Genomic DNA, 26,382 nt, shown 5'->3' with positions numbered 1-26,382 from the left:
CCATGACCGACGAAGCCGAACTCGAAGCCGCCGAGCAATGGGAGCTGGTCAACACGCCGCTCGGCGAGAAATGGTCGGGCCGCACGCGCTATGCCGCCGCCATGTTCTTCTACAAGGGCGGCGAGATGAGCGCCGAGACGCTCGAAGTCTACCGCATCTGCGCGCGGCTCGATTCGGAAGATCCGCTGCCGATCATCCGCGATCGCGGTGTCGGCAAGGACTGGCTCAAGCGCGTGGGTTTCGAATAGGTCTTTCTACCCGATGGTTCTCTCCAGCATGCTGAGCCAGTTGCGATAGGCGATCTTTTCGATCAGCGCGCGGCCGAAACCGCGCGCCGCCAATGCATCGATCAGCTTCGGTAGGCCGGCGACATCGCCGATGACGGCTGGGATCATGGCGCCGTCGAAATCCGAGCCAAGGCCGACACCGTCCTCGCCCAGCGCCTGCAGCAGCGAATCGACATGGCGCACCATGATGTCGAGGCTGGTGTCGGCATTCATGCGGCCGTCCTCACGCAGGAATCCGGTGGCGAAGTTCAGCCCGACCATGCCGCCGGATTCGCGGATCGCGCCGAGCTGCCAGTCAGTGAGGTTGCGCGAATGGCCGCAGATCGCGTGGACGTTGGAATGAGTGGCGACCAGCGGGGCGTCGCTGAGCCCGGCGACATCGCGAAAGCCCTTCTCGTTGAGATGCGACAGGTCGATCATGATCTTCAGCTGGTTGCAGGCCTTGACCAGCGCCTTGCCAGCATCGGTCAGCCCGGGGCCGGTGTCGGGTGAGGATGGAAAGCGGAACGGCACGCCGTGGCCGAAGGCGTTCGGCCGGCTCCAGACGATGCCGAGCGAGCGCAGGCCGGCAGCATGCAACACGTCGAGCATTGTGAGTTCGGGATCGATCGCCTCGACCCCTTCGATGTGGAACACCGCCGCGATCGAGCCTTGCGCCATGGCGTTGCGGACATCGCCGGCACTGCGGCAGACGGTGAGCCCTCCGGCTCGTTCCAGCCTGAACAGGATCGAGGCCATCGCGATCGTCGAGGTCAACGCATCGGCCCGCGGGACCTCGGGCGGCAGTGGCTCGGCATCGCTCGGCGCCAGCGGCACGGCGCTGCGCCTGGTTTTCTCGACAGGCGGCGGAAAGATGGCGAACATGCCGCCGGCAAAGCCACCGGCTTTCGCGCGCGGCAGGTCGATATGACCGCCCGATTTCCCCTCGATGAACAGCTTTTCGACGTCCGTGTCTTTTGACTGGTAGAGTCTGAGCAACGTGTCGTTGTGGCCGTCGAAGACGGGAACGAGGTCGGTTTCGGTCATTAGGGGATCATTCGGTTCGTTTGTCGGCGCGGTGGCTGCGATAGATCATATCCACTTAGGCAAGATGCGCTACCCGTGCAAATGCCAAAGCCATCGAAGCGGGACGACAGCCTGATGTCGCGCCCGTTCCGATCGACGAAATGCCGGCCGATCCTACTGCTTCAGCACGTCTGCCCACTCATGGTGGCGGCGGAACTGGGCGTTGGCGAACGGGCAAAGCGGGATGATCTTCTTGCCCGCCGCGCGCGCATCCTCGACGGCGCGGGTGACGAGCCGAAGCCCGGCACCCTGACCGCGGAAGACGTCCGGCACTTCTGTATGGTCGATGATGATCTGGTGCTCGCCGATCTTGGTGAAGGTCATCTCGGCCTCGGCGCCGTCTGGCCCGCGCAGGACATAGCGACCCTTGGAACCGCGATCTTCCAGTTCGATTTCAGGCAGTTGGTCCGGCATCGCTATACTCCCTGGGTGGCGCCGGCAAAGTCATGCCGTGCCGCCTCGATTTCGTTTGGCCGCACCTCGTGCCCGCCGTCATGCCACTCCACTGTGACATCGGCGCCGTCGGCACGCAAATAGGCTTCGAGCCGCGTGGTCAGGTTCGGCGGACAGATCGGATCGCGCCTGCCTGCGGTCACGAGAATATGACGCCCGGCGAGACTGCCGTTGATCTCGGGTTCGAACGGGATCAGCGGATGCATCAGCACCGTGGCATCGAACATCGCCGGCGCCGCAAACACCACCGAGGCCAGGATGTTGGCGCCGTTGGAATAGCCAAGGCCGAACGCGGCTGACGGCTTCGCCGCCTCGATATGGGCCTTGATGAAGCCGGCCATCTTGTCCGTCGCCCGCGCCAGATCGCCCATGTCGTAGACGCCTTCGCCGGTGCGGCGGAAGAAGCGCGCCGCACCATGTTCCGCCACATCGCCGCGTGGCGAGATGATGGTTGCCTGGGGCAAGAGATCGCGCCCCAGCGACAGAAGCTGGTTCTCATCGCCCCCCGTGCCGTGGAAGACGAAGAGCAGCGGACCGCCCGGCGAACCGGGCAGCACCTTGTAAGTGTAAGCGTCCTTGCTCATGGTCTCAGCCTTCCAGCTTCTGCAAATGCTGTTCGAGATAGGGCCGCAGATGCTGATGCTGCGTCGGCAGCTTCAGCGCCTCACCGAGATGAGCGGTATCCTCATCGCGATCGAAACCCGGTTCGTTGGTGGCGACTTCGAACAGCACGCCGCCCGGCGTGCGGAAATAGATCGCCCAGAAATAATCGCGGTCGATCACCGGCGTCACCTGATAGCCGGTGTCCATCAACGCCTTGCGTACTTCAAGCTGCTTGGCGCGGTTCTCGACGGCGAAGGCGACATGGTGGACGGAGCCGGCGCCAAGATCGGCGAAGGCGGCGCCGGGCAGCGATTCGATGTCGACGACGTCGGCGCCATTGCCGTTCTTCACTGCCAGCCGCCTGACATTTCCAGACTTGTCGATCTCCTCGTAGCCCATGAACTTGAGCAGCTCCTCGGTGGCGCCGCCATCCTTCAGCCTGAGCGACACGGAGTGAAAGCCGCGGATCGCCTCATCGGTGGGGATGCCGCCTTTCGCCCATGGCTTTCTGGCGTCGGCCTTGTCCTCGACCAGGGCGAAACCATCGCCGTCCGGTCCGGCAAAGGCCAGGCGCTTCTCGCCGAATATCTCGTCGCGCGACAGGCCCGAGACGCCTTCATCGGCAAAACGCTTCTCCCAATAAGCGAGCGTGCCTTCCGGCACGGAGTAGACCGTGGTGCCGACTTCGCCGACGCCATGACGGCCCTTGCCGATGTTGGGAAACGGAAAATAGGTCATCACCGAACCCGGCGTGCCGGCCTCGTCGCCATAGTAGAGATGGTAAACGTCAGGCGCATCGAAATTGACGGTCTTCTTGACCCGGCGCTGGCCGAGTTTCCTGGTGAAGAACTCGTTGTTCTGGCGGGCATCCCTGGCCATCGAGGTGACGTGATGCAGGCCCTTGATCTGATCGAGCATGGTTTTGCTCCTTCCCTTGGTGCTTGTGCGGCCCTTGCCGCTGTCCACGCCTATATGAGGACACCACCGCCTGCGGCAAAGGCGGCAAACACAGAATGGACTGTGCTTTAATAGTGAACAATCCAAACAACTTCGTTCACCAATTGACGAACATGTCAGGCTTGCGCCGTCGCCGGAATTCGGTTCCATGAGCGGCGTTCGACCATACAGGATAAGGGTATCGCGAGTGACCGGAAAAGCCAGGCGCCCGAATGTTCTTCTGATCACATGCGACCAGTGGCGCGGCGATTGCATGTCGGCTGCCGGCCATCCGGTTGTGAAGACGCCGAATGCCGACGCGCTGGCCGCCGAGGGTGTGCTGTTCAAGCGGCACTATGGTGGTGCGGCACCTTGCTCGCCGGCCCGCGCCTGCCTCTACACCGGCCTCTACCAGATGAACAACCGCGTCTGCCGCAACGGCACGCCGCTCGACGCCCGTCATGGCAACATCGCGCTGCATGCCCGCAGCCTCGGCTATGATCCGACGCTGTTCGGCTACACCGACGTATCGCTCGACCCGCGCCTGCTGGCGCCGGGCGACCCACGGCTGCAAAGCTATGAAGGCGTGCTGCCTGGATTTGCGGTGCGCCAGCTGCTGCCCGAGCATCAGAAGCAATGGCTGTCCTGGCTCAAGCAGCGGGGCATCGATACCAGCGTCGGATCGCCGGATATCCATCGCCCGGTGAACGAAGGCGGCAAGGCCGTCAGCAACGCACCGCCCGTTTACTCGAAGGACGAAACCCCAGCCTCCTTTCTGACCGGCGAATTCACGCGCTGGCTCGGCGAGCAGGAGGGCGATACACCATGGTTTGCCCATCTTTCCTTCATCAGCCCGCACCCTCCCTTCATCGCGCCGGAGCCATACAACACGCTGTATGATCCGGCTGACGGTCCCGCCTTCCACCGTGCGGCAAGCTGGCAGGCAGAGGCAGAGAGCCACCCCTATCTCGCCTATGATCTCGGTCGGCAGAAGCAGGCCAAGTTCCGTCCCGAGGCCAGTGGCAAGGTGCATGATTGGAGCGGCGACGATTTTCGTCGCATCCGCGCGATCTACTACGGCATGATCTCGGAGGTCGACGCGCAGCTCGGCCGTATCTGGCAAGCGGTCAACGCCGCGGGCGGGTGGGACAACACCATCATCGTGCTGACCTCGGACCACGCCGAGATGATGGGCGACCATTTCATGCTGGGCAAGGGCGGCTATTTCGACGGCAGCTACCACATTCCGCTGATCATCCGCGACCCGCGTCACGGCAAGGCTGCCGGCGGCAGTGTCGATCGGTTCACCGAAGCGGTGGACATTTTGCCGACGCTTCTCGACCTGCTCGGCGAAGCCCCACAACCGCATCTCGACGGATGCTCGCTGAAGCCGTTCCTGAGCGGTGGGAGCCCTGCAGCCTGGCGCGATGCCGCGCATTGGGAATTCGATTTCCGCTCGATTGCCGAGGGCGAAGCCGAACGGCATTTCGGCGTCGCCTCACGCCAATGCAATCTCGCCGTCATCCGCACGGAAAAATTCAAATATGTGCATTTCGGCGGTAACTTGCCGCCGCTGCTGTTCGACCTGGAAGGCGATCCGGGCGAATTGAACAACCTCGCCGCCGATCCGGCCCACCTGGCCGTGCGGCTGGAGTTCGCCGAAAGGCTGCTTGCCTGGCGAGCCGAACATCTCGACCAGTCGCTGGCACTGGCCGAACTGACCGAGCACGGTGTTGCCGGCCATGTTAGCAGGGGATCAAGGCAGTAGAGCGGTAGGCTTGGACTACGCCGCACCCTACTGCCCTACTGCCCTACTGCCCTACTGCCCTACTGCCCTGCTATCCTACTGCACGATAATGCGCTGCTGGTCACGCTTCTCCGTATAGCTGCCCTTGTCGTAAGCAGTCTGAGCCTCGAGCTGTTCCTTGGTGAAGGTCGTGTACAGGTACTTCCTGCTATCCTTGTCGGTCATGAATTTGAGATTATCCATGCCGACCGCGACTTCCTTCTCGCCAATGCCGAGGAAGCCACCGACATCGACGATCACAGCGTCGGTCTTGTTGTCGGGCGCCAGCACGACGTCACCGATTTCGCCGACCTTGGTGTCATTGGCACCGTAAACGGTCGTGCCCTTCAGGTCCTCGGCGCGAATCTCGCCGACAGGCATCTCGGTTAAGGTCGACTTGTCGATTGCCGCCGTCTGGGTCTGGTCGGGTGCCGAGGCATCGGGTGTCGAAGCAGCAGGAGCCTCAGCCGTCTTGTCAGCCGGTGCGACGGCAGGAGCCGTGGCATCGGACGGTGCAGCAGCCGGTGCGGTTGCAGCCGGCTCATTGGAAGCCGTCGTTGCCGGTGCCGGATCATAGGCCTTGCGGTTGAAATCCGGCTGCGCCTGAAGTTCCTCCTTGGTGGTCTGGGCCACCAGCCAGCGGTCGCCGTTCTTCTCGGCCCACTGGGCCTTGCCGAAATCATAGGTGACATTCTTGGCGCCAAGGCCGAGGAAGCCGCCGACGCCGATGACCAGCGACTCGGCCTTGCCTTCATTTGTCAGAACAATGTCGTTGACGCTGCCGATGTTCTGCGCGTCATCGCCGGTGCCGTTGTAGACGGTTTCGCCAATGATGTTGGTGGCGAGATTGCCGTCGGCGCGCTTCACCGGTTCGGCCGGCGCAGCATTCATGTCGACGGGTGTCTGCGCGGTGTCAGCCGGCGCGGATGCAGCCGGAGCCTTTGCGTCCGTCGATGCGGCCGGTGCCGGAGCCGGTGCATAGGGCTTGCTGTCGAACTCCGGCTGCGCCGTCAGTTCGTCCTTGGTCGCCTGGGCAACCAGCCAGCGGTCGCCGTTCCTTTCGGCCCATTGCAGCTTGTCGTAATCGAAGGCGACATTCTTCGCTCCCACACCCAGAAAACCGCCAACGCCGATGACGACGGACTTGGCCTGGCCATCCTTGTCGAAGACGACATCGCTGACCTTGCCGATGTTCTCGGCATCGTCGCCGGTGCCGTTGTACACGGTTTCACCGATGATGTTGGTGACGATGCTGCCTTCGGTGCGCACCGGAGTGGCGGCTGGCTCCTGAACAGCGGGGGTCTGGGCCGGCGCCGGGGATGTCGCATTCTGCGCATAGGCCCCGGTCGCGACCAGCGCTGCGAGTGCGGTCGTGGCTAAGAGGTTGCGGGTCATGATGATCTCTCCTCGTGGGTGATTTCGTACGCGCCGCGCTCGGTTGAACCGTCGCTGAGGAGGTTCGGACGCGGCATCTTCTTCACAACGTCGTGACCATGCTGTTGTTCCGACAAAACACTTCGCGTCGTGCCGAAGCCAAGAAGCGGCGAAGCGCCGGCGGTTTCTCAAAACGGAACCTTTCCCGCTTGGTCGCGTTTCAGCCCGTGGCTGGGTCTATCCCGGCCCTATCGTGATGGAATGGCGGAGCGGGGCATGAAATTTGCTGCGGTGCTGAACCGGGACGGCGGCACCTTGCGCACGACGGACCTTGCCGTCTTTTCCGACAGAATGCGCCAGACCCTGGAGACGGCAGGCCACTCCCTCAGCATTGATGTCGTTGCCGGCAAGGACGTGGTGGAGACGCTTGATGGCGCTGCATCGCGACGCGCTGTCGATGTCGTGCTGGCCGGCGGCGGTGATGGAACCATTTCCGCCGCCGCCGCCCGGCTGATGGGCACCAGGAAGGCGCTTGCCATATTGCCGGCCGGCACGATGAATCTGTTCGCACGCGGACTGGGTATTCCGCAGTCCCTCGATGCCGCGCTGAAATCCTTCGCCGATGGCGAGATCATCGCGGTCGACGTGGCCACGGCAAACGGCCGGCCCTTCGTTCATCAGTTCTCAATCGGCATGCATGCCAAGATGGTGCAGCTGCGCCAGAAAATGGAATTCGGTTCACGTCTGGGAAAGATCGGCGCCTCGGCCAAGGCGGCCTGGGCGACGATCAACAATCCACCGGCGATGAACGTGACGCTCAGCATCGGCAACGCCGAGATGGCGGCCCGCATCACCGGCATCGGCATCACCAACAATCTGTTCGGCGAAGGCCACCTGCCCTACGCCGACAACCCGGCGGGCGGCGTGCTTGGCGTCTATGTCACGGTGGCGCAGCAGCGTGCCGAACTGGTCAAATTCTTCTTCAACATGGCGCGCGGAAAATGGCGCGACAACGAACACGTGGAAATCCATCAAGCTGACCGAACGGTCCTGAAAATCCATTCGGGCAGCAGAAAGTTCCGTGCCGTCATCGACGGTGAACTGGTCAGGCTTGACCGTGAGACGACGATCGAAATCCGGCCTGGCGCACTCAATGTCCTGGTACCGGCCCGCATCGCAGAGGCGAAGGCTGCCTGATGCGATCTCCAACGATGAAGGCCGAAAATCTAGCCGCTTGGCGCGCTTCCTTGCTCCGTCACCGGCGTCTTGGCCATTTCACCATAGATTTCGGCGATGCCCCAGGCCGCGAAGGCCAAAAGCAGCGCTGCAATCAGGATACGCAAGCCGTGCCAGCCCCACCGCCCCTGACGCGCTTTGTTTTCGGGGATGATCTTGGTCATGATCGGTCCTTGTCTCGTTATTCGCCAACTGGCGCGGTCGGCAAAACACGGTCGGGTAACGGTTCCTCGCTAGGATGGTTCCGGGGACGCCGGCTGGTCATGAGCCGGCAGGTGCGGGAAGCAGCGAAGGCCGGGACGGGCCATTGGGGACTTGGGTGAACAGCAAGGCGGAAACAGTGCCGAATCTGCCGGCCGAAGTTGCGCGCGCGGTCAAGGACGAGGACCGGCTGGCCGTGCTGCACGGTCTGGAGGCGTTGGATACGGCGGCCGATCCGGATTTCGACCGCATAAGCAGCCTTGCCGCGGCGGCTATGCAGGTTCCGATCGCCTTGGTGACGCTCGTCGACCACAAGCGCCAATGGTTCAAATCCTGTATCGGTCTGGACGAGACCGAAACCGCGACCGACATCTCCTTCTGCGCCCATGCGATTGCCGCCGGCGACGAGCCGATGGTGGTGGCGGATGCCACGACGGACCCACGTTTCAAGACCAACCCGCTGGTCACCGGCAAGCATCATCTCCACTTCTACGCCGGCGCGCCGATGATCGTGGCTGGCGCCCGCATCGGCACGCTGTGCGTGCTCGACCGCAAGCCGCATGCCTTTCCGTCTAGCGCCATGCTCAAGCAGTTGAAGGCGCTCGCCGGCCTCGCCGGCAGCCTGTTCACTTTGAAGGATGCGACCCGCAGCGGCGCTATCGCCGAGGCAGCACTTGTGCGTGAGGAAAAGCGGCGCGCCATTGCGCTCGACGCAGCTTCGCTCGCCAGCTGGGCATGGGACATCCGCACCGACATCATCGAATGCGATATCTTGCTGTCGGAGCTGTTCAACCTGCCGCGCTCGAACCGGCTGCGGGCGCGCGACATCCTCACCGTCATCGATCCACGCGACGTCTACCAGACCGAAACCCGCTTTCGCGATGCCTTGACCGGCAGCGACGACTATTTCGGCGAATACCGGGTGAAGGGCTTTCATCCGCCGCGCTGGCTCGCCACGCGCGGCCGCGTCATCGAGCGCGACGGCGACGGCAAGCCGACCCTGATCTTCGGCGTCAACTACGACATCTCCGAGCGCAAGCTTGGCGACGAGCGGCAACGGCTGCTGCTGCGCGAGCTCAACCACCGCGTCAAGAACACGCTGGCGACCGTCCAGGCACTGGCGACGCAGACTGTGCGCCATGCCCGCCAGCCCAGCGAGTTCCTCGAAGCCTTTGGTGCCCGGCTTCAGGCCCTGGGCATCGCCCACAATTTGTTGTCCGACCGCGAGTGGCGCGGCATCGGCATCCGTGAACTCGTCCAGATCGAGGTCAGGCCTTTCGACACCGCCGACCAGCCGCGCATGACGATCTCCGGCGACGATTTGTTGCTGTCGCCAGACCAGGCTGTCGGGCTTGGCCTGATCCTGCATGAACTGGCAAGCAATGCGCTGCAATATGGCTCGCTGTCGGTGGCGTCAGGCAAGGTTGATCTCGGCTGGAGGACGAAAGGCAGAAAGGGGACCCGACGCCTCGTGCTGACCTGGCGCGAAAGCGGCGGCCCGCAAGTCGCCCCGCCGGAGCGACACGGCTTCGGCTCGATCCTCATCCGACGCAGCCTTGCCAAGGTCATTTCAAGCGAAGTGACCCATGAGTTCCGGCCGGAAGGCGTGTTTGCCGAAATATCGATGCCGCTGGAAGATCTGCCTAGTGACAAGCCATGATGCCGAACCAAAAGGCCGCGACGCAAAGTTGAAGCCGGTTTTCGGAAGAGATCATGGTCAAAGAGAGAACCGACCTTACTTCCGCTCGTCTTCTTCCGGATCGTCTGGTTTCACGTTTTCGCGGTAGATGGCGTAGGCAGCCAGCGCCACGGCAGGACCCAGAATGACGCCGAGACCGCCCTTGCCCTTGAGCAGCGCCGGCAGCACGGCAAGCGCCGCGGTGATGCCGATCGCTTTCATGTCGGCATTGCGCTGTTGTGCGCGGCGCCGGGCACGTGAGCCTGCGGATATCTGGAAAATCAGCAGGATCAGCCCGGCAAGCAACATGAAACCGGCGCCAAAGCCCAGCGCGGCGGCAAGCGATCCGTAGCGACTTGCCGTCCAGATATAGGCTGCCCCGACCAGAAAGCCGAGGCCGCAGAGCGCCACGGATATGGCGAGCCCATAGACGATTGCCGCCGTGCGCGCCCGGCGTATGGCGGCGGCGGTTTCGCCCGATGCCAGACCTGCAATCAGGGATGCGAGCATTCCCATCTGGAATGCGACTAGCGACGCGCGAGGAGCGCGAAGAGGAAGCCGACGCCGGCGGCGATCGCCAGTGACGTCACCGGCTTTTCGCGCACGCTCGCCATCAACTGCGCTTCGATATCCTTGGCATTGCCGCGCAGGCTGTCAAAGGCTGCTTCGCCCTGCGCACGCAATTGCTCGACCCCTTCCGTAGCCGCACGGCGCGCGGTGCCGTAGCCATGCTCTCCGGTCTTGGCCAACTGCTTGGTGAGCTTGTCGATATCGGCCTTCAATTGCCTGATATCGGCTTCGAGATCTGAATTCGACGGGCCTTCGGTTGCGGTCTTTCCTGCGGCAGTTGCCATTGCTTAACTCCTTGTGATTGCTTGATTTCAAACGCGCCGCATGTCTCAAGGTTCCGGCATTAGGGACAAAGTAGCCGAAAACGCGTGCGTGTGCACCCGATCCGCTGGCGCTGACAAAAAGGCACTTCGTCAGATCAGCGGCCGGCGCGCCTCGCCCAGCCCTTCCCAGCCGGCGAGTTGCTTGAGCCCTTCATTATCGGTGACCTCGCAACCGCCGTCGCGCCAGACAATCAGCTTGCGGTCCATCAGCTTGCGGATCGTCTTGTTGGTGTGGACCAGCGACAGGCCGAGCGTGTCGGCGATGTGCTGTTGGGTAATCGGTATCTGAACGGATTGCTTGCCATTCAGCCCAACGACCTTTGCCCGGCTGCCGATGAAGGCGATAAGATAGGCTGCGCGCTCGATGGCGCTGCGCCGCCCGAGGCTGAGCAGATTCTCGTCCAGCATGCGCTCTTCGCGCGACGCGATCCAGGTGATGTCGTAGGCGAGCCCAGGATGATTGCGGTAGAGCTCGTGGAGAGACTCGCGTTCGAAAACGCACAGCAGCATCGGCGACAGGGCCTCGACGGAATGCTGCATTTCGCCCATCACGCTGCCCTGCAGGCCGATCAGATCGCCGGGCATCAGATAGTTGAGGATCTGGCGGCGGCCGTCCTGCAACAGCTTGTAGCGGAACGCCCAGCCGGAGAGCACGGTGTAGAGATGGGCGCTGTGGCTTCCCTCCACCAGGACCGTGGCGCCCTTGTCGACGGCGAGTTCGCCCTTCTTGAATTTGCTGATGAAGGCCAGTTCCTGTTTTTCGAAGTCGCGGAAGACCGGTAACGGCCGCAACGGGCAGTTCTCGCAAGGATACTGGCGACTTGAGAAAGCACGACCGCTCTGGCCCGACATTTCGACCCCTCTTCGAAAGCCCGCACAAGGCTGCGTCCCAACGCGTCGCGCGGATCGAGGTTCCGCACGGGCACATGTCTTTTTTAAATGACAGCTTGCCAAATAGCGATCATGACTCCATCCGTTACAAGGAGCCCTTGCCTGTGTCCCCTTTGCTTGATGGATTGCGGATTCTGGTCCTGGAGGATGAGTTTCTCATCGCCATGGATGTCGAGCAGCTTTGCCGCGATCATGGTGCGGGCGAGGTGGTGATCGCCCGCGATCTGGCCGAGATCGACGATCGACAAATCGCCACGCACTTCGACGCCGCCATTGTCGACCTTATGCTGGGTGGCGCCTCGACACTCGATTTCGCGTCGGGCCTACGCGCGGCGGGCGTGCCGTTCGTGTTTGCCTCGGGCTATTCGGATCCCGATGAAATCAAGACATCGTTTCCGGGCGTCAGGCTGGTCGGCAAGCCCTATTCGGGTGAGGACCTCATGCAAGCGGTGGCGGCGGCCTGCGGGCGGGGTTCTCCCGGCTGAGACGCGATCCAACTTCTGCGGATCGCACCTTGCGATCGCAGCTCAGTTGGCCGGCGAGCCCGTGACCTGAGTCGAAATCGCATCCGGACCATACTCGTCTTCGCCGGATATCTTCAGGATCTCCTGCAAGCGCGTGCGGGCCCGGCTGACCCGGCTCTTGATCGTCCCGACCGCGCAACCGCAGATTTCGGCCGCCTCCTCGTAGGAGAAGCCCGACGCACCGATGAGGATGATGGCTTCGCGCTGATCTTCCGGCAATTGCTCGAGGGCGCCGCGAAAATCCTTCAGGTCGAGCTGGCCATGCTGGGCCGGATGAACGGCAAGCCTGGCCGTCATGATACCGTCGCTGTCTTGCACCTCGCGCCCGCGCTTGCGCATCTGCGAATAGAATTCATTGCGCAGGATGGTGAACAGCCACGCCTTGAGATTGGTGCCGGGCTGGAAGCTCTCATGCTTGTCCCAGGCCTTGACCAGTGTTTCCTGGACGAGATCGTCCGCCTTGTCGGCATTTTGCGTCAGCGACACGGCAAAGGCGCGCAAGCTCGGGATTGCCCCAAGCAGATCGGTCTTGAAGCCTTGGGAGACCGCTGCCATGCTTCAGTCCTTCTTCTGTGCGGGTTCGGCCTGCTCCAGTTGACTGAGCAACTGTGCAAAGCGATCCGGCACATCGTCAGAGACCAGCTCATCGTAATATTGTTTGAGTTTGCGTCCGATTTCGGAATTCGGCCCGAGTGCGTCACTGGACCCGTTCCGGCGCCTGCCCGCGACGCCAGCCAGAATATCTTTCGTCATATCCTTCATTTTGCCCTTGTATTCCCAGCGCCCAAGCCGCTCATCACACTACTCAACACAACGCAAGCGGCCCCCTCGTCTGGTTGCCCGTCCGAACTTCAAACGCCGTCCCGGCGCGTTAGTTCCATCAAGGTCGGAACTTTTTCTCAAGACCGGCGTTGTTTGACCGGGGCTTGCAATCAGCTTGACCTGCACTCTATGCAACCACGTCATTCTGAGGGAGACGTCTTACCATGAGCTTATCAGCCACCATCGCACCACATCTGCCGTTCCTGCGCCGCTTCTCCCGGGCCGTTTCCGGATCGCAGGAAAGTGGCGACGCGCTGGTCGCCGCGATGCTGGAAGCCATCATCGCCGATATCGATATCTTTCCCGAGGCCTCGAGCGACCGCATCGCGCTTTACAAGGTGTTCGCCAAGCTGTTTACGTCGGTCGCTATCCGCGTCCCGCAGGAGCAGGCGCAGTCGCCATGGGAACAGCGCGCCGCCGCCAATCTGAACGCGATTGCGCCGCGTCCCCGCCAGGCCTTCCTGCTGGTCGCCGTCGAAGGTTTCAGTGAAGACGAGGCGGCCGAGATCCTCGATGCCGGCGACCAGGAGTTTTCAGAGCTGCTTGCCCAGGCAAGCAACGAAATATCCCGCCAGGTGGCAACGGACGTGCTGATCATCGAGGATGAACCGCTGATCGCTATGGACATAGAGGAAATGGTCGAGAGCCTCGGTCACCGCGTCGTCGGAACGGCGCGCACGCATGCCGAGGCGGTGACGATGTTCGGCAAGACGCGGCCCAAGATGGTGCTTGCCGACATCCAGCTTGCCGACGGCAGCTCGGGCATCGAGGCCGTGAACGAGATCCTGTCGTCGACGTCGGTGCCGGTCATCTTCATCACCGCCTTCCCCGAGCGTCTTTTGACCGGCGAACGCCCCGAGCCGGCATTCCTGGTCACCAAGCCGTTCAACCCCGACATGGTTAAGGCTCTTATCAGCCAGGCGCTGTTCTTCGATCGCCAGGCGAAAGCCGCCGCCTAGGGGCAGCGGCAGGCACGACGCGATATCAAAAGGCCGTCTGATGCGATGCATCAGGCGGCCTTTGACATGCCGGGACCCCGTCATCAGCGAATTCCCGGCGCCACCCTTGTCTGGAACGATTGGCAAGCATCGTCTTTTTCGGCAAATGGTGGAACAAACCGCATCTACCCACGTTTTCATCACACCATTCGAAGGAGATGGATCATGCTTTACTGGGCGCTCGTATTTCTCGTCGTGGCAATCATAGCCGGCGCGCTTGGTTTCGGCGGCATCGCCGGCACGTCTGCCGGCATAGCGCAGATATTGTTTTTCATCTTTCTCGCTTTCCTGGTCATTTCGCTTCTTGCCGGCCTGTTCAAACGGGCGTGAGGACCGAACGATCATCCGAGCGAACACTGGAAGCCGCACCCCTCAAACGGTTTCCAGCCACCGCCGGGCGGCATCCTTCAACGGATACCGCTCGGCGGACCGCTTTTGGAGGCGGGTTTTCGGGAAGCCCTCTGGAACCCATTCCGCGGTGAGCCGTTCAGCCTGAGTTGGGTGGACAGATTGGCGATGCGTTCCAGGGCCGGAGATAGGAAAGACGACGTGCCAAGCGATGAAGTCATCGCCCTGCATCCCGCCGAAAGTGGCATGCAACTTGGCCGGGCTCTTCTCCACGCGCTGCACAATGCCGGCATTTCCGTTCTCTATCAGGATCGCGAGCTGAAAACGGTATGGGCGCGCAATATGCGTGCGCAGTGGGTTTCCGACACCGCGGACGGCAACGGCATCCTGCCCGCGGCGCAGATCGACCGCATCGGCGCGGCAAAGCGTGACGTCATCGCATCCGGCAATCCGCAACGCCTTGAAATCAGCGTCCCCGCCGAGGACGGCTTTCGCTGGTTTCAGGTCTGGGTCGACGCCGACCATGGCGATGGTGGAACGGTGCAAGGTGTCGTCACCACCATGGTCGAAACGACCGATCAGAAGCGCCGCGAGCAGACCCTGACGACGCTGTTGCGCGAAGTCAGTCATCGCTCGAAGAACCTCCTGGCGATCATTCAAAGCATAGCCACCCAGACCGGGCGCTATTCCGATGGCATCGCTGATTTCCTGACGCGCTTTCGCGGCCGGCTGCAGTCGCTGGCCTCGTCCCAGGATCTGGTGACCTCCTCAAATTGGCGCGGCGCCGCACTTCGCGAGCTGGTGTCGGGCCAGGTCAGTCGCAACGGGGTGAATCCGTCGCACGGCCTGCGCTTCCGCGGCGCAAATCCCTATCTCAATCCCAACGCCGCGCTGCACATCGGCCTTGCCATGCATGAACTCGCCGTCAACTCGGTCAGCTATGGCGCTCTCTCACGTCCAGATGGCTTCGTTGACGTTACGGCCGATCTCAATGCTGCTGCCGGCGGCCTGGCGCTGTCGCTGACATGGTCCGAAGCGATACCGGCGAGCGACGTCGAGCACAGTGAGAAGCGCTTCGGCAGTGTCGCGCTCGAGCGGGTCGTGCCCGCCTCCCTGAACGGAACGGCGACGCTGGAGCTGATGCCCGGTCGCCTTGAATACCGCCTTGTCGTTCCGCACGGCAATTTCGAGACCGAGTGAGCGGCCGCGCCTCTCGTCTGATCATCCATCCTTAACCGGCTATTCACCATAAAAGCGGATTCTGTTTTCCCAGGTACCGCTGGAACCTGCTGGACCGTCGAACATTGCCGCGTTGAAGTTGGTCTCCGGACGTCCGCCGACTGCGTCTGCTGTCGCGGTCGGCGCCGGAATTGCCCGTTGCGCCGCGTTATTTCGCTGGTCGCCCTGCGGCCGAGGAACTTTGGCGGCTATGGACCGTTACTGTGGCGAGAGGACATGTCGCCATGGAACACATTGCTGCATTGTTGCTGGTCATCGGTTGCTCGAACACGATGGCCGACTGCCATGAATTGCAGGTACCGGTAAGCGTTTTCGAAACCGCCGACCAATGCGTCGCCGAACGGCCATTCGCGCTGGGCGACGTGCAGGGGCAGGCTCAGCACATCGTCGCCAAGTGCCTTGCCGTCGATCCGGCGCTGGAAGACGACTACGACCAGATCGTCTGGAACGTTCGCCCGGACGGCACGCTCGACGCTTCCCTGGCAATCTCCAACGTCGTCATGGCATCGAGCGCCGCGCGCCCAGAAAAAGACTATCTTCGCCAACAATAGATTGCAGCAGCAAAGGCGGCCATTTCATGCTAAATGGCTGCTGGAGCTTACCAAAGTGTGGACACAAAGCGAGGAGTGACTCTATGCGGAAGATGATTATTGCCATGATTGCGGTGGCTGCCCTCAGCGGCTGCACCAGCACCGAGAAGGACGTGGTCGGCGGCGGCTTGATTGGCGCCGGCGTCGGCGGCTTGGTCGGTGGCGGCAAGGGCGCGCTGATCGGCGCGGCTGTGGGCGCCGGTTCCGGCCTGCTGGTGCGCAACCTGCGCAACGGCTATTGCCAGTATCGCGATCATCGCGGCCGGATCTACACGGCTCGCTGCAACTAGTTCGGCGATAATCGAAACGTCGATCCGGAGACCGGTCCGCCGGCCTCCGGATTTTCGACGTCTGGACGCACCATTTCTGTTCGCTTGATGAAACGGTTTTCCGTCCGGAATTTTGCGTCAAAACAAGAAGATAGAGCGGCTCTACGTTTCAGTGAAACTGATCTAGCCCGTCAGCGGAATCCTGATCTCCACATTCAACCCATCATCGCGATAATCGCGGTTGATCGTGCCACGCAATTCGCGCGTGACGTTGAGATCGATCAGCTTGGTGCCGAATCCTGTCTTGGCCGGCGCTTCGAGTTTCTTCTGTCCGGTTTCGCGCCAGTTGAGAACCAGCACCCTGTCGCGCCCGCGTCCTTCGAGCGACCAGTCGACCTTGAGCGCCCAATCTCCCTTGAGCGAATTGGCTGAATTGCCGGTTTCGCCATATTTCAATGCATTCGTCGCCAGTTCGTGGAACGTCAGGCCGAGCGCCTGCGTCGTGGTTTCGTCGAGCAGCACCTCCGGCCCCGACAGAAGCTCTTCCGGCAGCTCCTTGCCGAACACCTGACCGAGCTCGATGCGCAGGAGATCGCCAAGGTCTGCCTTCTGCCAGCGCGAGCGCGTCAGCATGTCCTGAGACGCCGCCATCGCCTGCAGCCTGGCCGAGAAGGACGAGGAAAATTCGTTGACGTCAGTGGCCCGCGAAGCCGTCTGGCGCGCGATCGCCAGCACTCGGGTGATCGAATTCTTGATGCGATGCTTCATCTCCTGCAGCATCAGGTCTTTTTCGAGCAGGCTCTTTTCCGTCGTCTCATGCAAGCGCGACGCCGCCTCATAGGCCCGCTCCTGATAGCGCGCCACCAGAGCGATGGCGCCCGCCAGCAGCAAGCCGAACAGCCCCAGCATCACCGGAATTGCCCGCGACGACGGCTGCGTGAAGGCGCTTGTCGGTCGAAACAGGACCGTCCATGGTTGGCCGGCCACCATGATCTTGCGGGTGACCAGCAGCCTGTCCCCGAAGGATGACACTGGCGGCGTCTCCGACCGGAACAAGAGATTGTCGCCACTCACAGCGCCGTCATAGATTTCGGTGTTGACCGGCAGCAGCGGCGACCGGCTGAGCGCTATCTGGAACAGGTCCCGTGCCCGAAAAGCCGCGTAGAGGAAGCCGGCCGTGGAGGACCTGGACGCATTGATGACATCGGGAGCGGTTTCGACATTGAGCCGCACGAAGACCAGGAAGCCCGGGAACGTCTGCGCGGCACCCGTGCTCTGGCCGAGCTGCACCAGCGCGCTGGCGTGCTGCTCATCGTCGGACATTGCCTTTTCGATGGCCACGCGTCGCACCGGTTCGCTGAACATGTCGTAGCCGATGGCGGCCTGGTTGGATGGATCCAGCGGCTCGAACATCACGATGGGCGCGCGCCAGGGTTGCGTGGTGTCCGGATAGATCGGATGGCTGACACCAAGGTCGTGCAGCATGTCGCGTTCGACCGCCGCCTCGTCCCCCGTCTTCACCAGCCTGAGAAAGCCGATACCGCGCAAGCCGGCGAAATTGTTGTCGACATCGAGCGCGTTGAAGAACGCCTTGAACTCGTTCTGCGAGATATCGCCGTTGCGGGCATCGAACAGGGCCTGCGTCGACCGCAGCAGCGACAGATGCAAGTCGATGCGGCTCTCGATCCGGTTGAGCGCATCGTCGGCCGTCGCTTCGAATTTGATGCGGGCGGCTTCCTGCGTCGCGAAATAGGCAAAGCCCGCCATCGTCATGCTGATCAGTGCAACGGCGACGAACGCGACGATTGGAAAAAGCTTCTTCAACGGATGATGCGGTCCATGGGCAATGTCGGACCTTTATGGGCAAGTCGATGTGCCAACACAATGGCAAGGCCAAGCCATCATGACGGCTGGCACATCACATGACCGGCAACCAGCGGCCAGGTACGGTTCGTCCGGCCAGGGTGGTACCGTAGACACTAGTCCAACCGCACCCAATCTGTGGCTTCGAGCACATAGGGAGCGAACAAGAAATCGCGGATCTCGATGATCCGGCTTTCCGACCAGTCGATCAGGACAAAATGCGCAGGTCTTTCCATCCGGCCGGTGCTGTCGAAGACCAGCATAGCCGGCTTCCCTTCGACAGCGCCGAGGGCGAACCGCCATTTCGTCTCTTGCGCATAGCGCGTGAAATAGATGCCGATTTTGTCGCGCCCCTCCAGTTGGATCCGGTTCACCAGATCAAGCTTCACGTCGTCGGCAAGCATGACCCGGATTGCGTCGAAATCGCCGCTCCGGAACAGATGGACATAAGCGGCGATCTTGCGCCGGTCCGAATCGGACATCAGCGGCAGCCTTGTGTCTTCGGGCGCCTGTGCGAAAAGCCGCAGCGCAGCGCGCCCGCGCTGAAGCGCCGATTTTGCGGCTGTCGGAGAGCACCCTGCTATGCTTGCGATCTCGTCGACCGAATGACCCAGAACATCCTTGAGGATCACCGCGCAGCGCTGAAGTTCGGGTAGCCGCAGAAACGTCTGAAAGCTGATCGCGACGATGTCCGCCTCAGGTATGGGCGCCGCTTCGACGTCTTCGGTAAGCGGGACGACCGTGTTCCGGGATTTGGCGCGCAGGAAATCGAGGCTCGCATTGTGGGCGATGCGGAACAGCCAGCCCTCGAGGTTATCCACTCCAGCGCCCTGGGCTCGCGCGTGAAGGGCCTTGACGAGGGTGTCCTGCAATACGTCCTCGCCATTGACCGCCGATCCCGTCATGCGCGCGCAGTAGCGGTGAAGGCGTGGCCGCAGCGCTTTCAGACGATCCTCGAATTCATTCCCGTTCATGTATCGAGACCTACCGCGCCTGCGCGCTCTTTCGTCGTCATTTTACCCGAGACGAACAAGGAAGAGGGTTCAAACTTCCCTGTTGTCGAAAAGGAACATTTGAACGCCCGAGTCATCAGGCGCAAAAAGGCGGCGATCCGCCCCGGCCGCCTGCCCCTCCGGGCTTGCAAACGCCTTTTCGATCGCCGCAAGGTCGTCGAAATACAGCGTTCCGATCCGGTGAACATTGGAGGGTCCTACCGGCGTTGCGATAGGGCCATTGCTGACTTCGTATTTCCTGAGGCCCGGAAGCTTCTTGGCGAGAGGCACGTGGATTTCGAAGTAATGCCGGTCAAACGCCTCGACGTTCTCCGGTGTCGGGTAAATCACAACCATCCGAGCCATTGTGGTTCTCCTTTGTTGCTTGTGTGAGGCATTCTTACTTGTGTGTTTCGCTCAACACCGCCGAGCCCATGATCGAGTCCAGGCTCGCCAGCTCCAATATCTTCGGGAAATAGGCTTTCATACGCGGATCGCTGCGCATCGCCTCGACGGCTGCGGGGGTCTCCCACTCGGAGTAGATGACGACGCCGGCGCCGTCTTGCGCCGCGATCAGCCGGGTCGTCTTCCAGCCGCGGAGCGTGCGGACCACCGTATCGGTGTTCTGCTTCAAGAGCGCGATCAGCGCATCCTGCTTCCCGGGTTCGACCTTAAGCAGATTGATCAAGATGACGGACTCGTCGGACATGGCATGTCTCCTTCTGTTTGGACACACCAAGGACGATCCGACGGGCAGAAACGGATCGAGACGTAGCAAGATTTTTTTGGAAGATCCGCTGGAGTTCTAGGCGGCGATCTTCAGGGCGCCTGGTCCGGGAATGGCGCCAGGCGGGCATTTGCCCAGAATGATCATGCCGAGCACCTCGTCCTGGGTCACATCGGTGGTGCGCGCGGTGCCGACGACCTGGCCGTTCTTCATGACACAGACCCGATCGGCTAGCTCGAACACGTCGTGGATGTCGTGGCTGATCAGGAAGATGCCGATGCCGTCGGACTTGAGCTGCTTGACCAGTTCGCCGACCTGCGCCGTTTCCTGCGGACCAAGTGCCGCCGTCGGCTCGTCCATGATCAGGATGCGCGCATTGAACAGGATCGCGCGCGCGATCGCCACCGACTGCCGCTGACCGCCAGACAGCTTGATCACCGGCTCCTTGAACCGCTGGAAGCGCGGATTGAGCCGGCCCATCACCTTGCGCGCCTCGGCCTCCATGGCAACGTCGTCGAGTGTGCCCCAGGCGGTCATCAGTTCCCGGCCGAGGAACAAATTGGCGGCGGCATCGACATTGTCGGCCAAAGCCAGCGTCTGGTAGATCGTCTCGATGCCGTATTTCTTGGCGTCGCGCGGGTTGGAGATCGATGCCTCCTCGCCGTTGACGAAGATATGGCCCGCGTCGCGCTTGTAGGCGCCGGACAGGATCTTGATCAGCGTCGACTTGCCGGCGCCGTTGTGTCCCAGCAGCGCCACGACCTCACCGGGGAAAAGGTCGATCGAGGCGTCGTCGACGGCGCGGATGCCGCCAAAGGCGATCGAGATGTTGCGCATGTCGATCAGCGCAGTGCTGGTAGGAGCGGTCTTGTCTGCCATGATCCTTGTCCTCCCCTAGACGCGCTTGCGATAGACGGTATCGAGCCAGACCGCGACGACCAGCACGGCGCCGACGACGATGCTCTGCAGCGGCGAGTCGATGCCGAGCAGCACCATGCCGGACTGCAGCGACTGCATCAGCAACGCGCCGAGCATGGCGCCGAGCACCGTTCCCGAGCCGCCGGCAAGCGAGGTGCCGCCGATGACGGCGGCGGCGATCACCAGCAGCTCGTCCAACGTGCCCAGCGCATTGGTCGACGCGTTGAGGCGGGCCGACGAGATCGCCGCGCTGATCGCGGCCAGTACACCCATGATCATGAACACCTTCATGGTCACCCAGCGGGTGTTGATGCCGGCGAGATTGGCGGCCTCTGGATTGCCGCCGATGGCAAAGACATAGCGGCCGAAACGGGTGCGCTTGGTGATGAAGGTCATGACGATACCGACCGCGACAGCCATCAGCACCGGTATGGCGATGCCGTGGGCGATGAACAGCCCGCCTTCGGGAATGGTGATGCCGTTCTGCTGTGCATACTGGCGCACGATGCCGATTGGCCACGGATAGGAATTGGCGATCCAGACGGCCCCAAGGATGGCAGCGCAACTGACCACACCGAGAAAGGTTTCCGCCCACACGGGGCGCAGTGGAAAGTTGAACCGTTTGCGCTGCGACCGGCCGTTGAGCAACGCGAAAGCCACAGCCACGCAAGCGACGATGCCGATGATCCAGCTGGCGGTGGCGCCGACCGAGCCTCGCGGTCCGCCGCCCATCAACTGGAATGTAGCGTCGAGTGGCGCGACCGTGCGCCCGTTGGTGATCAGCCATGCCATGCCGCGCCAGACCAACAGACCGCCCAGCGTCACGATGAAGGCAGGAACTTCGAGATAGGCGATGATGAAGCCCTGGAAGGCGCCGATCACAAGACCGAGCACCACGCCGACCGCCAGTGCGATGATCCAGAGCCATGGATTTCCAAGCTGGAAGCCGATGACGCGAATGAGGAATTCGGCTTGCGCCACACCCATGATCATACCGATCACGCCTTCGACGGAACCAACCGAAAGGTCGATGTTGCGCATGACGATGACCAGCACCATGCCGGTCGCCATGATCGCGACCGAGGAAGTCTGCACCGACAGGTTCCAGAGATTGCGCGGCGTCAGGAAAAGTCCGCCCGACAGGATATGAATGCCGACCCAGATGACCAGCAACGCACCGACCATGCCAAGCATGCGCGTATCGAGTTCGGTCGCCTTGAGGAAGCGTCCGACGGCGCTCAATTCGGACGCACGCGCCCGGTCTGCGGGCGTATTCGCGGCAGGCGTGTTAGAGGCCGTGTCGGTCATGATGTCCTCCCACCGGTTTGCCGTCTGGCGCGGATGCCGGAACCACGATGCTATTTGCTTTCCGCGATCATTTGAAGCGGAATGCCCCTTGAGAAACGCCGCGGCCCAGGGGCCGCGGCGCTGAGATCGAACCGGGATCCCGTTCGGTTTTAGTTGCAGGCCGCGACGGTGCCGGCGGCGACGCCTGCACAGACTTCGTCCTTCTTGATCCAGCCGGCGTCGATGACGACGTTGAGATTGTCCTTGGTGATCGCGATCGGGGTCAGGAACAGCGAGTTGGTCTCGTTGCCGCCGGGCGTGGTGAACTTCACGGCGTTCGGGATCCTGTCCAGGGCAGTGCCAGCGGCCAGCTGCGAGGCGATCTCGGCGGCGTTCTTGCCGAGTTCGCGTGCGTCCTTCCACACCGACACGGTCTGTGTGCCGAGTGCGACGCGGTTCAGTGCGGCATGGTCGCCGTCCTGGCCGGACACCGGAACCGATCCTGCCAGCCCTTGCGCCGTCAGTGCGGCGACGACGCCGCCGGCGGTGCCATCATTGGCTGCCACCACGGCATCGACCTTGTTGTCGTTGGCGGTGAGGAACTGTTCCATGTTCTTCTGGGCATTGGCGGGCAGCCAGCCATCCGTATAGGCTTCGCCGACATTCTTGATCTTGCCGCTGTCGATGGCTGCCTTGAGCACTTCCATGGAGCCTGCGAACAGGAAATCGGCATTCGGATCGGCGCCCGAGCCCTTGATGAAGACGTAGTTGCCTTCCGGCTTGACCTTGAATACTTCGCGGGCCTGCATGCGGCCGACTTCCTTGTTGTCGAAGGTCAGGTAGAACACGTTCTTGTTCTCGATCAGCCGGTCATAGCCGACGACCGGAATGCCTTCGTCCAATGCCTTCTGCACCGCCGGGCCGATGGCCGAGGCATCCTGCGCCAGGATGATCAGCGCGTTGGCGCCCTGCGAAATCAGGCTCTCGACGTCGGTGAGCTGCTTGCCCGGATTGGACTGCGCATCAGCGGAAATGTATTTGTCACCAGCCGCCTCGATGGCCTTCTTCATCGCCGCTTCGTCGGTCTTCCAGCGCTCTTCCTGGAAGTTGGACCACGAAACGCCGATGACCTTGTCCTTCGCCTGCGCGACCGACACCAGCGTCAGCGACATGGCGACACCCGCCAGGATGGCGGCTGTGAATTTTTTCATAATATCCTCCCTGCGCCGCGTATGGCGCGACCAAACTGACCCGTAGGCCGGCACAGAGGCTCTATTTTTTCGAGCCTCGAAAAAATAGTGATCCAACGCCCGAACGCTGTCAACATCGATTCTGATGGATTTTGACGTCTCTTCGAGTTTTTTTCGAGCTCCGGAATAAATAATGACATGATGGTGGGGTTCTGCCAGAATTTGGCTTGGCGCATGTCGCCCCAAAAGTGCGCAGCGGTTTTGGGGCAACGACACGCGCAGAAACAAGTGCCTGAAGCGCGTCGCGCTTTCAGGCTTCGCTGATGGCCTTCGGGAGGCACGAAAGGCTACAGCGACCGGGAGGATGTGAAAAAGCATGTCGGTCGGAATCCGCCACGACGATCTGCGCCGCCGCAACCGGGCGATGGTGATTGCGGCCGTGCGCCGCGCCGGACAGCCGTCCCGCACCGAGATCGCCGCGACCACGGGCCTCAGCCATTCGACCATATCGGCGATCTCCTCCGACCTCATCGGCGAAGGCATCCTGACTGAGAGCAAGCCGAGCGAGGCCGGCTCGCTCAAACGCGGCCGGCCGCAGGTCGGCCTCGGCCTCAATCCGGAAGCGGCGGCGGTGATGACCGTGGTGCTGTCACTGAACTTCCTCTCGGTCGCCGTCATCGACTATGCCGGCCAGGTGATCGCCGAGGAACAGCGCCGGCTGGACACGCTGACCATGTCGCGCGACGCGCTGGTCGGTGAATGCGTTGCCATCGTACGGCGTCGTCTCGAAGACCCCGACCTCGACGTCCGCAGTGTCGCCCGCATCGCGCTGGCGATCCAGGGCATCACCGACACACGTGCCCGCGCCATGCTGTGGTCGCCGATCACGCCGCACACCGATATCGCCTTCGCCGACATACTCGAGGACGAGTTCGGCATCCCTGCCACCATGGAGAACGACTGCAATATGATGGCGATAGCGTTGCGCTGGCGCGACCCTGATCGCTACCGCGACGACTTCATCGCCATCCTGTTGTCGCACGGCATCGGCATGGGTCTGGTGCTGAAGGGCGAGCTGTTCACCGGCACTCATTCCTCGGGCGGCGAGTTCGGCCATATGATCCATCGGCCACACGGCGCGCTGTGCCGCTGCGGGCGGCGCGGCTGCGTCGAGGCCTATGCCGGCAACTACGCCATCTGGCGCAACGCAAGGCAGATGAGTGAGGACGCGGAACCGGTCGCCGATGTCAGTGACGCTGACATGCGCGCGCTGGCGACCGCGGCCCGCGAGAGGGATGGACCCGAGCGCGAGGCCTATCGCAAAGCCGGCGAGGCACTCGGCTACGGTCTCGGCAGCCTGTTCGCGCTGATCGACCCGGCGCCCGTCGCCATGGTCGGCGTCAGCGCCGCCGCCTTTGACCTGATCGAGCCGGCATTGCGCGAGGCGATTGCGCAGACCGCCGGCGGGCAGCATTCGCAATCGATTTCTTTCGACACCGAACCGAACGAACTTCCACTGATCCGCGAAGGCTGCGCCACGCGGGCATTGACCTTTGTCGACCAGGAGATTTTCGCGCCCGGCACGCAGGCGAGGTCCGGCCTCGGCGGCAAGAACGTCGCGTGAATGGCGCGCCTGGATGTTTTGAGATTCAGGTTAGGCCGAGTCGAGAATGGCGGGTTCCAAGAACCGGAGCGGAGCGGACATTTGGATCCGTGAGTACCGGAAGCGCAGGAAACTGCCGTTCGCAGGCCGGCATCACCTGAATATCAGCATATCCCTAATCTTCCCGGATTGCGTAGCCCGCCCCGCGGATGGTGCGGATGACATCGGGCATGCGGCCATTGTTGACCGCCTTGCGCAGCCGGCCGACATGCACGTCGACCGTGCGTTCGTCGATGTAGATCGTCTCGCCCCAGACATTGTCGAGCAGTTGGCTGCGCGAGAACACACGGCCGGGATGGCGCATCATGAATTCGAGCAGGCGGAATTCGGTCGGTCCGAGCCGAATCTCGCTCTTCTTGCGATAGACCCTGTGCGATTCACGATCGAGCACGATGTCGCCGACCTTGAGCACGCTGGACAGCACTTCCGGCTTGGCGCGGCGCAGCAGCGCCTTGACCCTGGCCATGAACTCCGGCGTCGAGAACGGCTTGACCAGATAATCGTCGGCGCCGGTCGAGAGGCCGCGCACACGATCGCTTTCCTCGCCACGCGCGGTCAGCATGATGATCGGCAGCCGCTCGGTCTCGGGCCGCATTCTTAGCCGGCGACAGAGTTCGATGCCGGACACTGCTGGCACCATCCAGTCGAGCACCAGCAGGTCAGGCACGTTTTCCTGGAGGCGGATTTCGGCTTCGTCGCCGCGCGTCACCACCTCGACCTGGTATCCCTCGGACTCGAGATTGTAGCGCAGGAGCACGCCAAGCGGCTCCTCGTCCTCCACCACCATGATGCGTGGCGCGATCATCGACTGGTCACCCCTGCCGTCATGCCGCCGGCGCGGACATCGCCGTCTCGTCCTGCTTCGGACGATTGGCGGGCAGCTGCGTACCGGTCAAAACATAATACGCATTTTCCGCAATGTTGGTGACGTGATCGCCGATGCGTTCGAGGTTCTTGGCGCAGAACAAAAGATGCGTGCAGGCGGTGATGTTGCGCGGGTCTTCCATCATATAGGTCAGGAGTTCGCGGAACACCGAGGTGTACTTGACGTCGATGCGCTCGTCGTCGGCGCGCAGCTTCGCCAGCGCCGCGGCGTCGCGCGCCGTATATTCCTCGATGACGCCCTGCACCTGGATCAGCACCAGCTGCGCCATTGCGTCGATGGAGTGCGACAGGTCGCGCGGGGTGACGCTGAGGCCGACGGTGCCGACGCGCTTGGCGATGTTCTTGGCAAGGTCGCCAATGCGCTCGAGGTCGCCGGCCATGCGGATCGAACCGACGACATGACGCAGATCGTCGGCCATCGGCTGACGCTTGGCGATCAGTGTGATGGCGCGGTCGTCGAGCTCGCGCTGGCGCGCGTCCATGATCGCATCGTCGGAGACGACACGCTGCGCCAGGGCGTTGTCGGAATTCAACAGCGCCTTGGTGGCGCCGCCGACCATCGAGCCGGCGAGGTCGCCCATGTCGCGGATCAGCCTGCTGATCTGTCCGAGATCCTCGTCGAAAGAAGCGACTGTGTGTTCGCCCATGATCTTAGTCCTCGTAT

Annotated in this window: 31 protein-coding genes; 11 read left to right on the top strand and 20 right to left on the bottom strand. The window is 62.3% G+C overall.

Annotation, left to right across the window (positions count from 1 at the left end; all coding sequences use genetic code 11):
- Window positions 1-2: 2 nt before the first annotated feature.
- Complete coding sequence (locus AC1DYW_RS23490; protein WP_477227768.1) at window positions 3-248, top strand: hypothetical protein; 246 nt, start codon at window positions 3-5, stop codon at window positions 246-248.
- Window positions 249-254: 6 nt separating this feature from the next.
- On the opposite strand, the gene AC1DYW_RS23485 is transcribed toward AC1DYW_RS23490, so the two are convergent.
- The 4 genes from AC1DYW_RS23485 to AC1DYW_RS23470 all read right to left on the bottom strand — a co-directional run bounded on the left by AC1DYW_RS23485 (window position 255) and on the right by AC1DYW_RS23470 (window position 3,326).
- Window positions 255-1,313, bottom strand: a complete 1,059-nt coding sequence (locus AC1DYW_RS23485; protein ID WP_477227767.1) for a dipeptidase — start codon at window positions 1,311-1,313, stop codon at window positions 255-257.
- Window positions 1,314-1,466: 153 nt separating this feature from the next.
- The gene (locus AC1DYW_RS23480; RefSeq protein WP_095089283.1) at window positions 1,467-1,766 is read right to left on the bottom strand and encodes a GNAT family N-acetyltransferase; all 300 of its coding nucleotides are present in this window, start codon (window positions 1,764-1,766) and stop codon (window positions 1,467-1,469) included.
- Between the two features lie 2 nt (window positions 1,767-1,768).
- A complete protein-coding gene (locus AC1DYW_RS23475; RefSeq protein WP_477227766.1) occupies window positions 1,769-2,389 on the bottom strand; it encodes an alpha/beta hydrolase in 621 nt (206 codons plus the stop codon).
- A gap of 4 nt (window positions 2,390-2,393) precedes the next feature.
- Window positions 2,394-3,326 (bottom strand): VOC family protein, encoded by a 933-nt coding sequence (locus AC1DYW_RS23470; RefSeq protein ID WP_477227765.1) that lies wholly within the window; start codon window positions 3,324-3,326, stop codon window positions 2,394-2,396.
- Between the two features lie 226 nt (window positions 3,327-3,552).
- Between AC1DYW_RS23470 and AC1DYW_RS23465 the strand changes: the two genes are divergently transcribed.
- Window positions 3,553-5,112 (top strand): alkaline phosphatase family protein, encoded by a 1,560-nt coding sequence (locus AC1DYW_RS23465; protein WP_477227764.1) that lies wholly within the window; start codon window positions 3,553-3,555, stop codon window positions 5,110-5,112.
- 75 nt (window positions 5,113-5,187) lie between these two features.
- Here the strand turns inward: AC1DYW_RS23465 and AC1DYW_RS23460 are convergent, their stop codons facing one another.
- On the bottom strand, window positions 5,188-6,525 hold the full coding sequence (locus AC1DYW_RS23460) for a PRC-barrel domain-containing protein (protein ID WP_477227763.1): 1,338 nt from the start codon (window positions 6,523-6,525) through the stop codon (window positions 5,188-5,190).
- Between the two features lie 255 nt (window positions 6,526-6,780).
- Between AC1DYW_RS23460 and AC1DYW_RS23455 the strand changes: the two genes are divergently transcribed.
- Entirely contained in the window at window positions 6,781-7,701 is a 921-nt protein-coding gene (locus tag AC1DYW_RS23455) for a diacylglycerol/lipid kinase family protein (RefSeq protein WP_477227762.1), read from the top strand.
- Between the two features lie 29 nt (window positions 7,702-7,730).
- On the opposite strand, the gene AC1DYW_RS23450 is transcribed toward AC1DYW_RS23455, so the two are convergent.
- Window positions 7,731-7,904: a hypothetical protein gene (locus AC1DYW_RS23450; protein WP_457153024.1), complete on the bottom strand. Its 174-nt coding sequence runs from the start codon at window positions 7,902-7,904 to the stop codon at window positions 7,731-7,733.
- Window positions 7,905-8,059: 155 nt separating this feature from the next.
- Here AC1DYW_RS23450 and AC1DYW_RS23445 point away from each other — a divergent pair, with 155 nt between their 5' ends.
- Window positions 8,060-9,601 carry a sensor histidine kinase gene (locus AC1DYW_RS23445; RefSeq protein ID WP_477227761.1) on the top strand — a complete coding sequence of 514 codons (1,542 nt, stop codon included), beginning with the start codon at window positions 8,060-8,062 and terminating at the stop codon, window positions 9,599-9,601.
- Between the two features lie 75 nt (window positions 9,602-9,676).
- On the opposite strand, the gene AC1DYW_RS23440 is transcribed toward AC1DYW_RS23445, so the two are convergent.
- The 3 genes from AC1DYW_RS23440 to AC1DYW_RS23430 all read right to left on the bottom strand — a co-directional run bounded on the left by AC1DYW_RS23440 (window position 9,677) and on the right by AC1DYW_RS23430 (window position 11,364).
- A complete protein-coding gene (locus AC1DYW_RS23440) occupies window positions 9,677-10,135 on the bottom strand; it encodes a hypothetical protein (protein WP_477227760.1) in 459 nt (152 codons plus the stop codon).
- 11 nt (window positions 10,136-10,146) lie between these two features.
- Window positions 10,147-10,473: an ElaB/YgaM/YqjD family protein gene (locus tag AC1DYW_RS23435; protein ID WP_095089295.1), complete on the bottom strand. Its 327-nt coding sequence runs from the start codon at window positions 10,471-10,473 to the stop codon at window positions 10,147-10,149.
- 129 nt (window positions 10,474-10,602) lie between these two features.
- Window positions 10,603-11,364 (bottom strand): Crp/Fnr family transcriptional regulator, encoded by a 762-nt coding sequence (locus AC1DYW_RS23430; RefSeq protein ID WP_095089297.1) that lies wholly within the window; start codon window positions 11,362-11,364, stop codon window positions 10,603-10,605.
- Here AC1DYW_RS23430 and AC1DYW_RS23425 point away from each other — a divergent pair.
- Window positions 11,334-11,888 (top strand): response regulator, encoded by a 555-nt coding sequence (locus AC1DYW_RS23425; RefSeq protein ID WP_477227759.1) that lies wholly within the window; start codon window positions 11,334-11,336, stop codon window positions 11,886-11,888. The two genes, AC1DYW_RS23430 and AC1DYW_RS23425, sit on opposite strands and share 31 nt — an antisense overlap.
- A 42-nt stretch (window positions 11,889-11,930) precedes the next feature.
- On the opposite strand, the gene AC1DYW_RS23420 is transcribed toward AC1DYW_RS23425, so the two are convergent.
- Both AC1DYW_RS23420 and AC1DYW_RS23415 read right to left on the bottom strand, forming a co-directional pair.
- Complete coding sequence (locus tag AC1DYW_RS23420) at window positions 11,931-12,482, bottom strand: sigma-70 family RNA polymerase sigma factor (RefSeq protein ID WP_095089299.1); 552 nt, start codon at window positions 12,480-12,482, stop codon at window positions 11,931-11,933.
- A 3-nt stretch (window positions 12,483-12,485) separates the two neighbouring features.
- On the bottom strand, window positions 12,486-12,689 hold the full coding sequence (locus tag AC1DYW_RS23415) for a NepR family anti-sigma factor (protein WP_095089301.1): 204 nt from the start codon (window positions 12,687-12,689) through the stop codon (window positions 12,486-12,488).
- Window positions 12,690-12,913: 224 nt separating this feature from the next.
- Between AC1DYW_RS23415 and AC1DYW_RS23410 the strand changes: the two genes are divergently transcribed.
- From AC1DYW_RS23410 to AC1DYW_RS23390, 5 genes are all read left to right on the top strand, one after another.
- Window positions 12,914-13,708: a response regulator gene (locus AC1DYW_RS23410; protein WP_457154515.1), complete on the top strand. Its 795-nt coding sequence runs from the start codon at window positions 12,914-12,916 to the stop codon at window positions 13,706-13,708.
- 204 nt (window positions 13,709-13,912) lie between these two features.
- A complete protein-coding gene (locus tag AC1DYW_RS23405) occupies window positions 13,913-14,077 on the top strand; it encodes a DUF1328 domain-containing protein (RefSeq protein ID WP_027031438.1) in 165 nt (54 codons plus the stop codon).
- Between the two features lie 186 nt (window positions 14,078-14,263).
- The gene (locus AC1DYW_RS23400; protein ID WP_477227758.1) at window positions 14,264-15,295 is read left to right on the top strand and encodes a sensor histidine kinase; all 1,032 of its coding nucleotides are present in this window, start codon (window positions 14,264-14,266) and stop codon (window positions 15,293-15,295) included.
- A gap of 263 nt (window positions 15,296-15,558) precedes the next feature.
- Window positions 15,559-15,885, top strand: a complete 327-nt coding sequence (locus tag AC1DYW_RS23395; RefSeq protein ID WP_477227757.1) for a hypothetical protein — start codon at window positions 15,559-15,561, stop codon at window positions 15,883-15,885.
- An 83-nt stretch (window positions 15,886-15,968) separates the two neighbouring features.
- Window positions 15,969-16,214: a YMGG-like glycine zipper-containing protein gene (locus tag AC1DYW_RS23390; protein WP_457151623.1), complete on the top strand. Its 246-nt coding sequence runs from the start codon at window positions 15,969-15,971 to the stop codon at window positions 16,212-16,214.
- Window positions 16,215-16,376: 162 nt separating this feature from the next.
- Here the strand turns inward: AC1DYW_RS23390 and AC1DYW_RS23385 are convergent, their stop codons facing one another.
- The 7 genes from AC1DYW_RS23385 to xylF form a co-directional block, all read right to left on the bottom strand.
- On the bottom strand, window positions 16,377-18,017 hold the full coding sequence (locus AC1DYW_RS23385; RefSeq protein WP_477227756.1) for a CHASE domain-containing protein: 1,641 nt from the start codon (window positions 18,015-18,017) through the stop codon (window positions 16,377-16,379).
- 155 nt (window positions 18,018-18,172) lie between these two features.
- Window positions 18,173-19,030 carry a sigma-70 family RNA polymerase sigma factor gene (locus tag AC1DYW_RS23380; protein ID WP_477227755.1) on the bottom strand — a complete coding sequence of 286 codons (858 nt, stop codon included), beginning with the start codon at window positions 19,028-19,030 and terminating at the stop codon, window positions 18,173-18,175.
- A gap of 69 nt (window positions 19,031-19,099) precedes the next feature.
- On the bottom strand, window positions 19,100-19,414 hold the full coding sequence (locus AC1DYW_RS23375; protein WP_457151626.1) for an EthD family reductase: 315 nt from the start codon (window positions 19,412-19,414) through the stop codon (window positions 19,100-19,102).
- Window positions 19,415-19,448: 34 nt separating this feature from the next.
- Window positions 19,449-19,757 (bottom strand): putative quinol monooxygenase, encoded by a 309-nt coding sequence (locus AC1DYW_RS23370; protein WP_477227754.1) that lies wholly within the window; start codon window positions 19,755-19,757, stop codon window positions 19,449-19,451.
- Between the two features lie 96 nt (window positions 19,758-19,853).
- Entirely contained in the window at window positions 19,854-20,654 is an 801-nt protein-coding gene (locus tag AC1DYW_RS23365) for an ATP-binding cassette domain-containing protein (RefSeq protein WP_457151628.1), read from the bottom strand.
- A 15-nt stretch (window positions 20,655-20,669) separates the two neighbouring features.
- Window positions 20,670-22,001, bottom strand: a complete 1,332-nt coding sequence (locus AC1DYW_RS23360; RefSeq protein WP_477227753.1) for a sugar ABC transporter permease — start codon at window positions 21,999-22,001, stop codon at window positions 20,670-20,672.
- Between the two features lie 149 nt (window positions 22,002-22,150).
- Window positions 22,151-23,191 (bottom strand): D-xylose ABC transporter substrate-binding protein, encoded by a 1,041-nt coding sequence (xylF, locus tag AC1DYW_RS23355; RefSeq protein ID WP_477227752.1) that lies wholly within the window; start codon window positions 23,189-23,191, stop codon window positions 22,151-22,153.
- Between the two features lie 355 nt (window positions 23,192-23,546).
- Between xylF and AC1DYW_RS23350 the strand changes: the two genes are divergently transcribed.
- Window positions 23,547-24,794, top strand: a complete 1,248-nt coding sequence (locus AC1DYW_RS23350) for an ROK family protein (RefSeq protein ID WP_477227751.1) — start codon at window positions 23,547-23,549, stop codon at window positions 24,792-24,794.
- A gap of 154 nt (window positions 24,795-24,948) precedes the next feature.
- Here the strand turns inward: AC1DYW_RS23350 and phoB are convergent, their stop codons facing one another.
- Entirely contained in the window at window positions 24,949-25,638 is a 690-nt protein-coding gene (gene phoB, locus AC1DYW_RS23345; protein ID WP_010911896.1) for a phosphate regulon transcriptional regulator PhoB, read from the bottom strand.
- Between the two features lie 19 nt (window positions 25,639-25,657).
- The gene (gene phoU / locus AC1DYW_RS23340; protein ID WP_095089319.1) at window positions 25,658-26,365 is read right to left on the bottom strand and encodes a phosphate signaling complex protein PhoU; all 708 of its coding nucleotides are present in this window, start codon (window positions 26,363-26,365) and stop codon (window positions 25,658-25,660) included.
- Window positions 26,366-26,382: the final 17 nt, after the last annotated feature.

The sequence above is a fragment of the Mesorhizobium sp. P2_D5 genome, from assembly GCF_056404355.1.
This window is presented reverse-complemented; position numbering and strand designations above follow the sequence as displayed.

Excerpts from the sequence above, each read along its gene's own strand:
- AC1DYW_RS23450 (WP_457153024.1), bottom strand. The coding sequence starts at position 7,904 with ATGACCAAGATCATCCCCGAAAACAAAGCGCGTCAGGGGCGGTGGGGC.
- AC1DYW_RS23415 (WP_095089301.1), bottom strand. The coding sequence starts at position 12,689 with ATGAAGGATATGACGAAAGATATTCTGGCTGGCGTCGCGGGCAGGCGC.
- AC1DYW_RS23435 (WP_095089295.1), bottom strand. The coding sequence starts at position 10,473 with ATGGCAACTGCCGCAGGAAAGACCGCAACCGAAGGCCCGTCGAATTCA.
- AC1DYW_RS23390 (WP_457151623.1), top strand. The coding sequence starts at position 15,969 with ATGCGGAAGATGATTATTGCCATGATTGCGGTGGCTGCCCTCAGCGGC.
- AC1DYW_RS23365 (WP_457151628.1), bottom strand. The coding sequence starts at position 20,654 with ATGGCAGACAAGACCGCTCCTACCAGCACTGCGCTGATCGACATGCGC.
- AC1DYW_RS23440 (WP_477227760.1), bottom strand. The coding sequence starts at position 10,135 with ATGGGAATGCTCGCATCCCTGATTGCAGGTCTGGCATCGGGCGAAACC.
- AC1DYW_RS23360 (WP_477227753.1), bottom strand. The coding sequence starts at position 22,001 with ATGACCGACACGGCCTCTAACACGCCTGCCGCGAATACGCCCGCAGAC.
- AC1DYW_RS23480 (WP_095089283.1), bottom strand. The coding sequence starts at position 1,766 with ATGCCGGACCAACTGCCTGAAATCGAACTGGAAGATCGCGGTTCCAAG.
- AC1DYW_RS23420 (WP_095089299.1), bottom strand. The coding sequence starts at position 12,482 with ATGGCAGCGGTCTCCCAAGGCTTCAAGACCGATCTGCTTGGGGCAATC.
- AC1DYW_RS23395 (WP_477227757.1), top strand. The coding sequence starts at position 15,559 with ATGGAACACATTGCTGCATTGTTGCTGGTCATCGGTTGCTCGAACACG.
- AC1DYW_RS23430 (WP_095089297.1), bottom strand. The coding sequence starts at position 11,364 with ATGTCGGGCCAGAGCGGTCGTGCTTTCTCAAGTCGCCAGTATCCTTGC.
- phoB (WP_010911896.1), bottom strand. The coding sequence starts at position 25,638 with ATGATCGCGCCACGCATCATGGTGGTGGAGGACGAGGAGCCGCTTGGC.
- AC1DYW_RS23400 (WP_477227758.1), top strand. The coding sequence starts at position 14,264 with ATGCGTTCCAGGGCCGGAGATAGGAAAGACGACGTGCCAAGCGATGAA.
- AC1DYW_RS23485 (WP_477227767.1), bottom strand. The coding sequence starts at position 1,313 with ATGACCGAAACCGACCTCGTTCCCGTCTTCGACGGCCACAACGACACG.
- AC1DYW_RS23470 (WP_477227765.1), bottom strand. The coding sequence starts at position 3,326 with ATGCTCGATCAGATCAAGGGCCTGCATCACGTCACCTCGATGGCCAGG.
- AC1DYW_RS23350 (WP_477227751.1), top strand. The coding sequence starts at position 23,547 with ATGTCGGTCGGAATCCGCCACGACGATCTGCGCCGCCGCAACCGGGCG.
- AC1DYW_RS23370 (WP_477227754.1), bottom strand. The coding sequence starts at position 19,757 with ATGTCCGACGAGTCCGTCATCTTGATCAATCTGCTTAAGGTCGAACCC.
- AC1DYW_RS23475 (WP_477227766.1), bottom strand. The coding sequence starts at position 2,389 with ATGAGCAAGGACGCTTACACTTACAAGGTGCTGCCCGGTTCGCCGGGC.
- AC1DYW_RS23490 (WP_477227768.1), top strand. The coding sequence starts at position 3 with ATGACCGACGAAGCCGAACTCGAAGCCGCCGAGCAATGGGAGCTGGTC.
- AC1DYW_RS23455 (WP_477227762.1), top strand. The coding sequence starts at position 6,781 with ATGAAATTTGCTGCGGTGCTGAACCGGGACGGCGGCACCTTGCGCACG.
- AC1DYW_RS23410 (WP_457154515.1), top strand. The coding sequence starts at position 12,914 with ATGAGCTTATCAGCCACCATCGCACCACATCTGCCGTTCCTGCGCCGC.
- AC1DYW_RS23460 (WP_477227763.1), bottom strand. The coding sequence starts at position 6,525 with ATGACCCGCAACCTCTTAGCCACGACCGCACTCGCAGCGCTGGTCGCG.
- AC1DYW_RS23405 (WP_027031438.1), top strand. The coding sequence starts at position 13,913 with ATGCTTTACTGGGCGCTCGTATTTCTCGTCGTGGCAATCATAGCCGGC.
- phoU (WP_095089319.1), bottom strand. The coding sequence starts at position 26,365 with ATGGGCGAACACACAGTCGCTTCTTTCGACGAGGATCTCGGACAGATC.
- AC1DYW_RS23375 (WP_457151626.1), bottom strand. The coding sequence starts at position 19,414 with ATGGCTCGGATGGTTGTGATTTACCCGACACCGGAGAACGTCGAGGCG.
- AC1DYW_RS23380 (WP_477227755.1), bottom strand. The coding sequence starts at position 19,030 with ATGAACGGGAATGAATTCGAGGATCGTCTGAAAGCGCTGCGGCCACGC.
- xylF (WP_477227752.1), bottom strand. The coding sequence starts at position 23,191 with ATGAAAAAATTCACAGCCGCCATCCTGGCGGGTGTCGCCATGTCGCTG.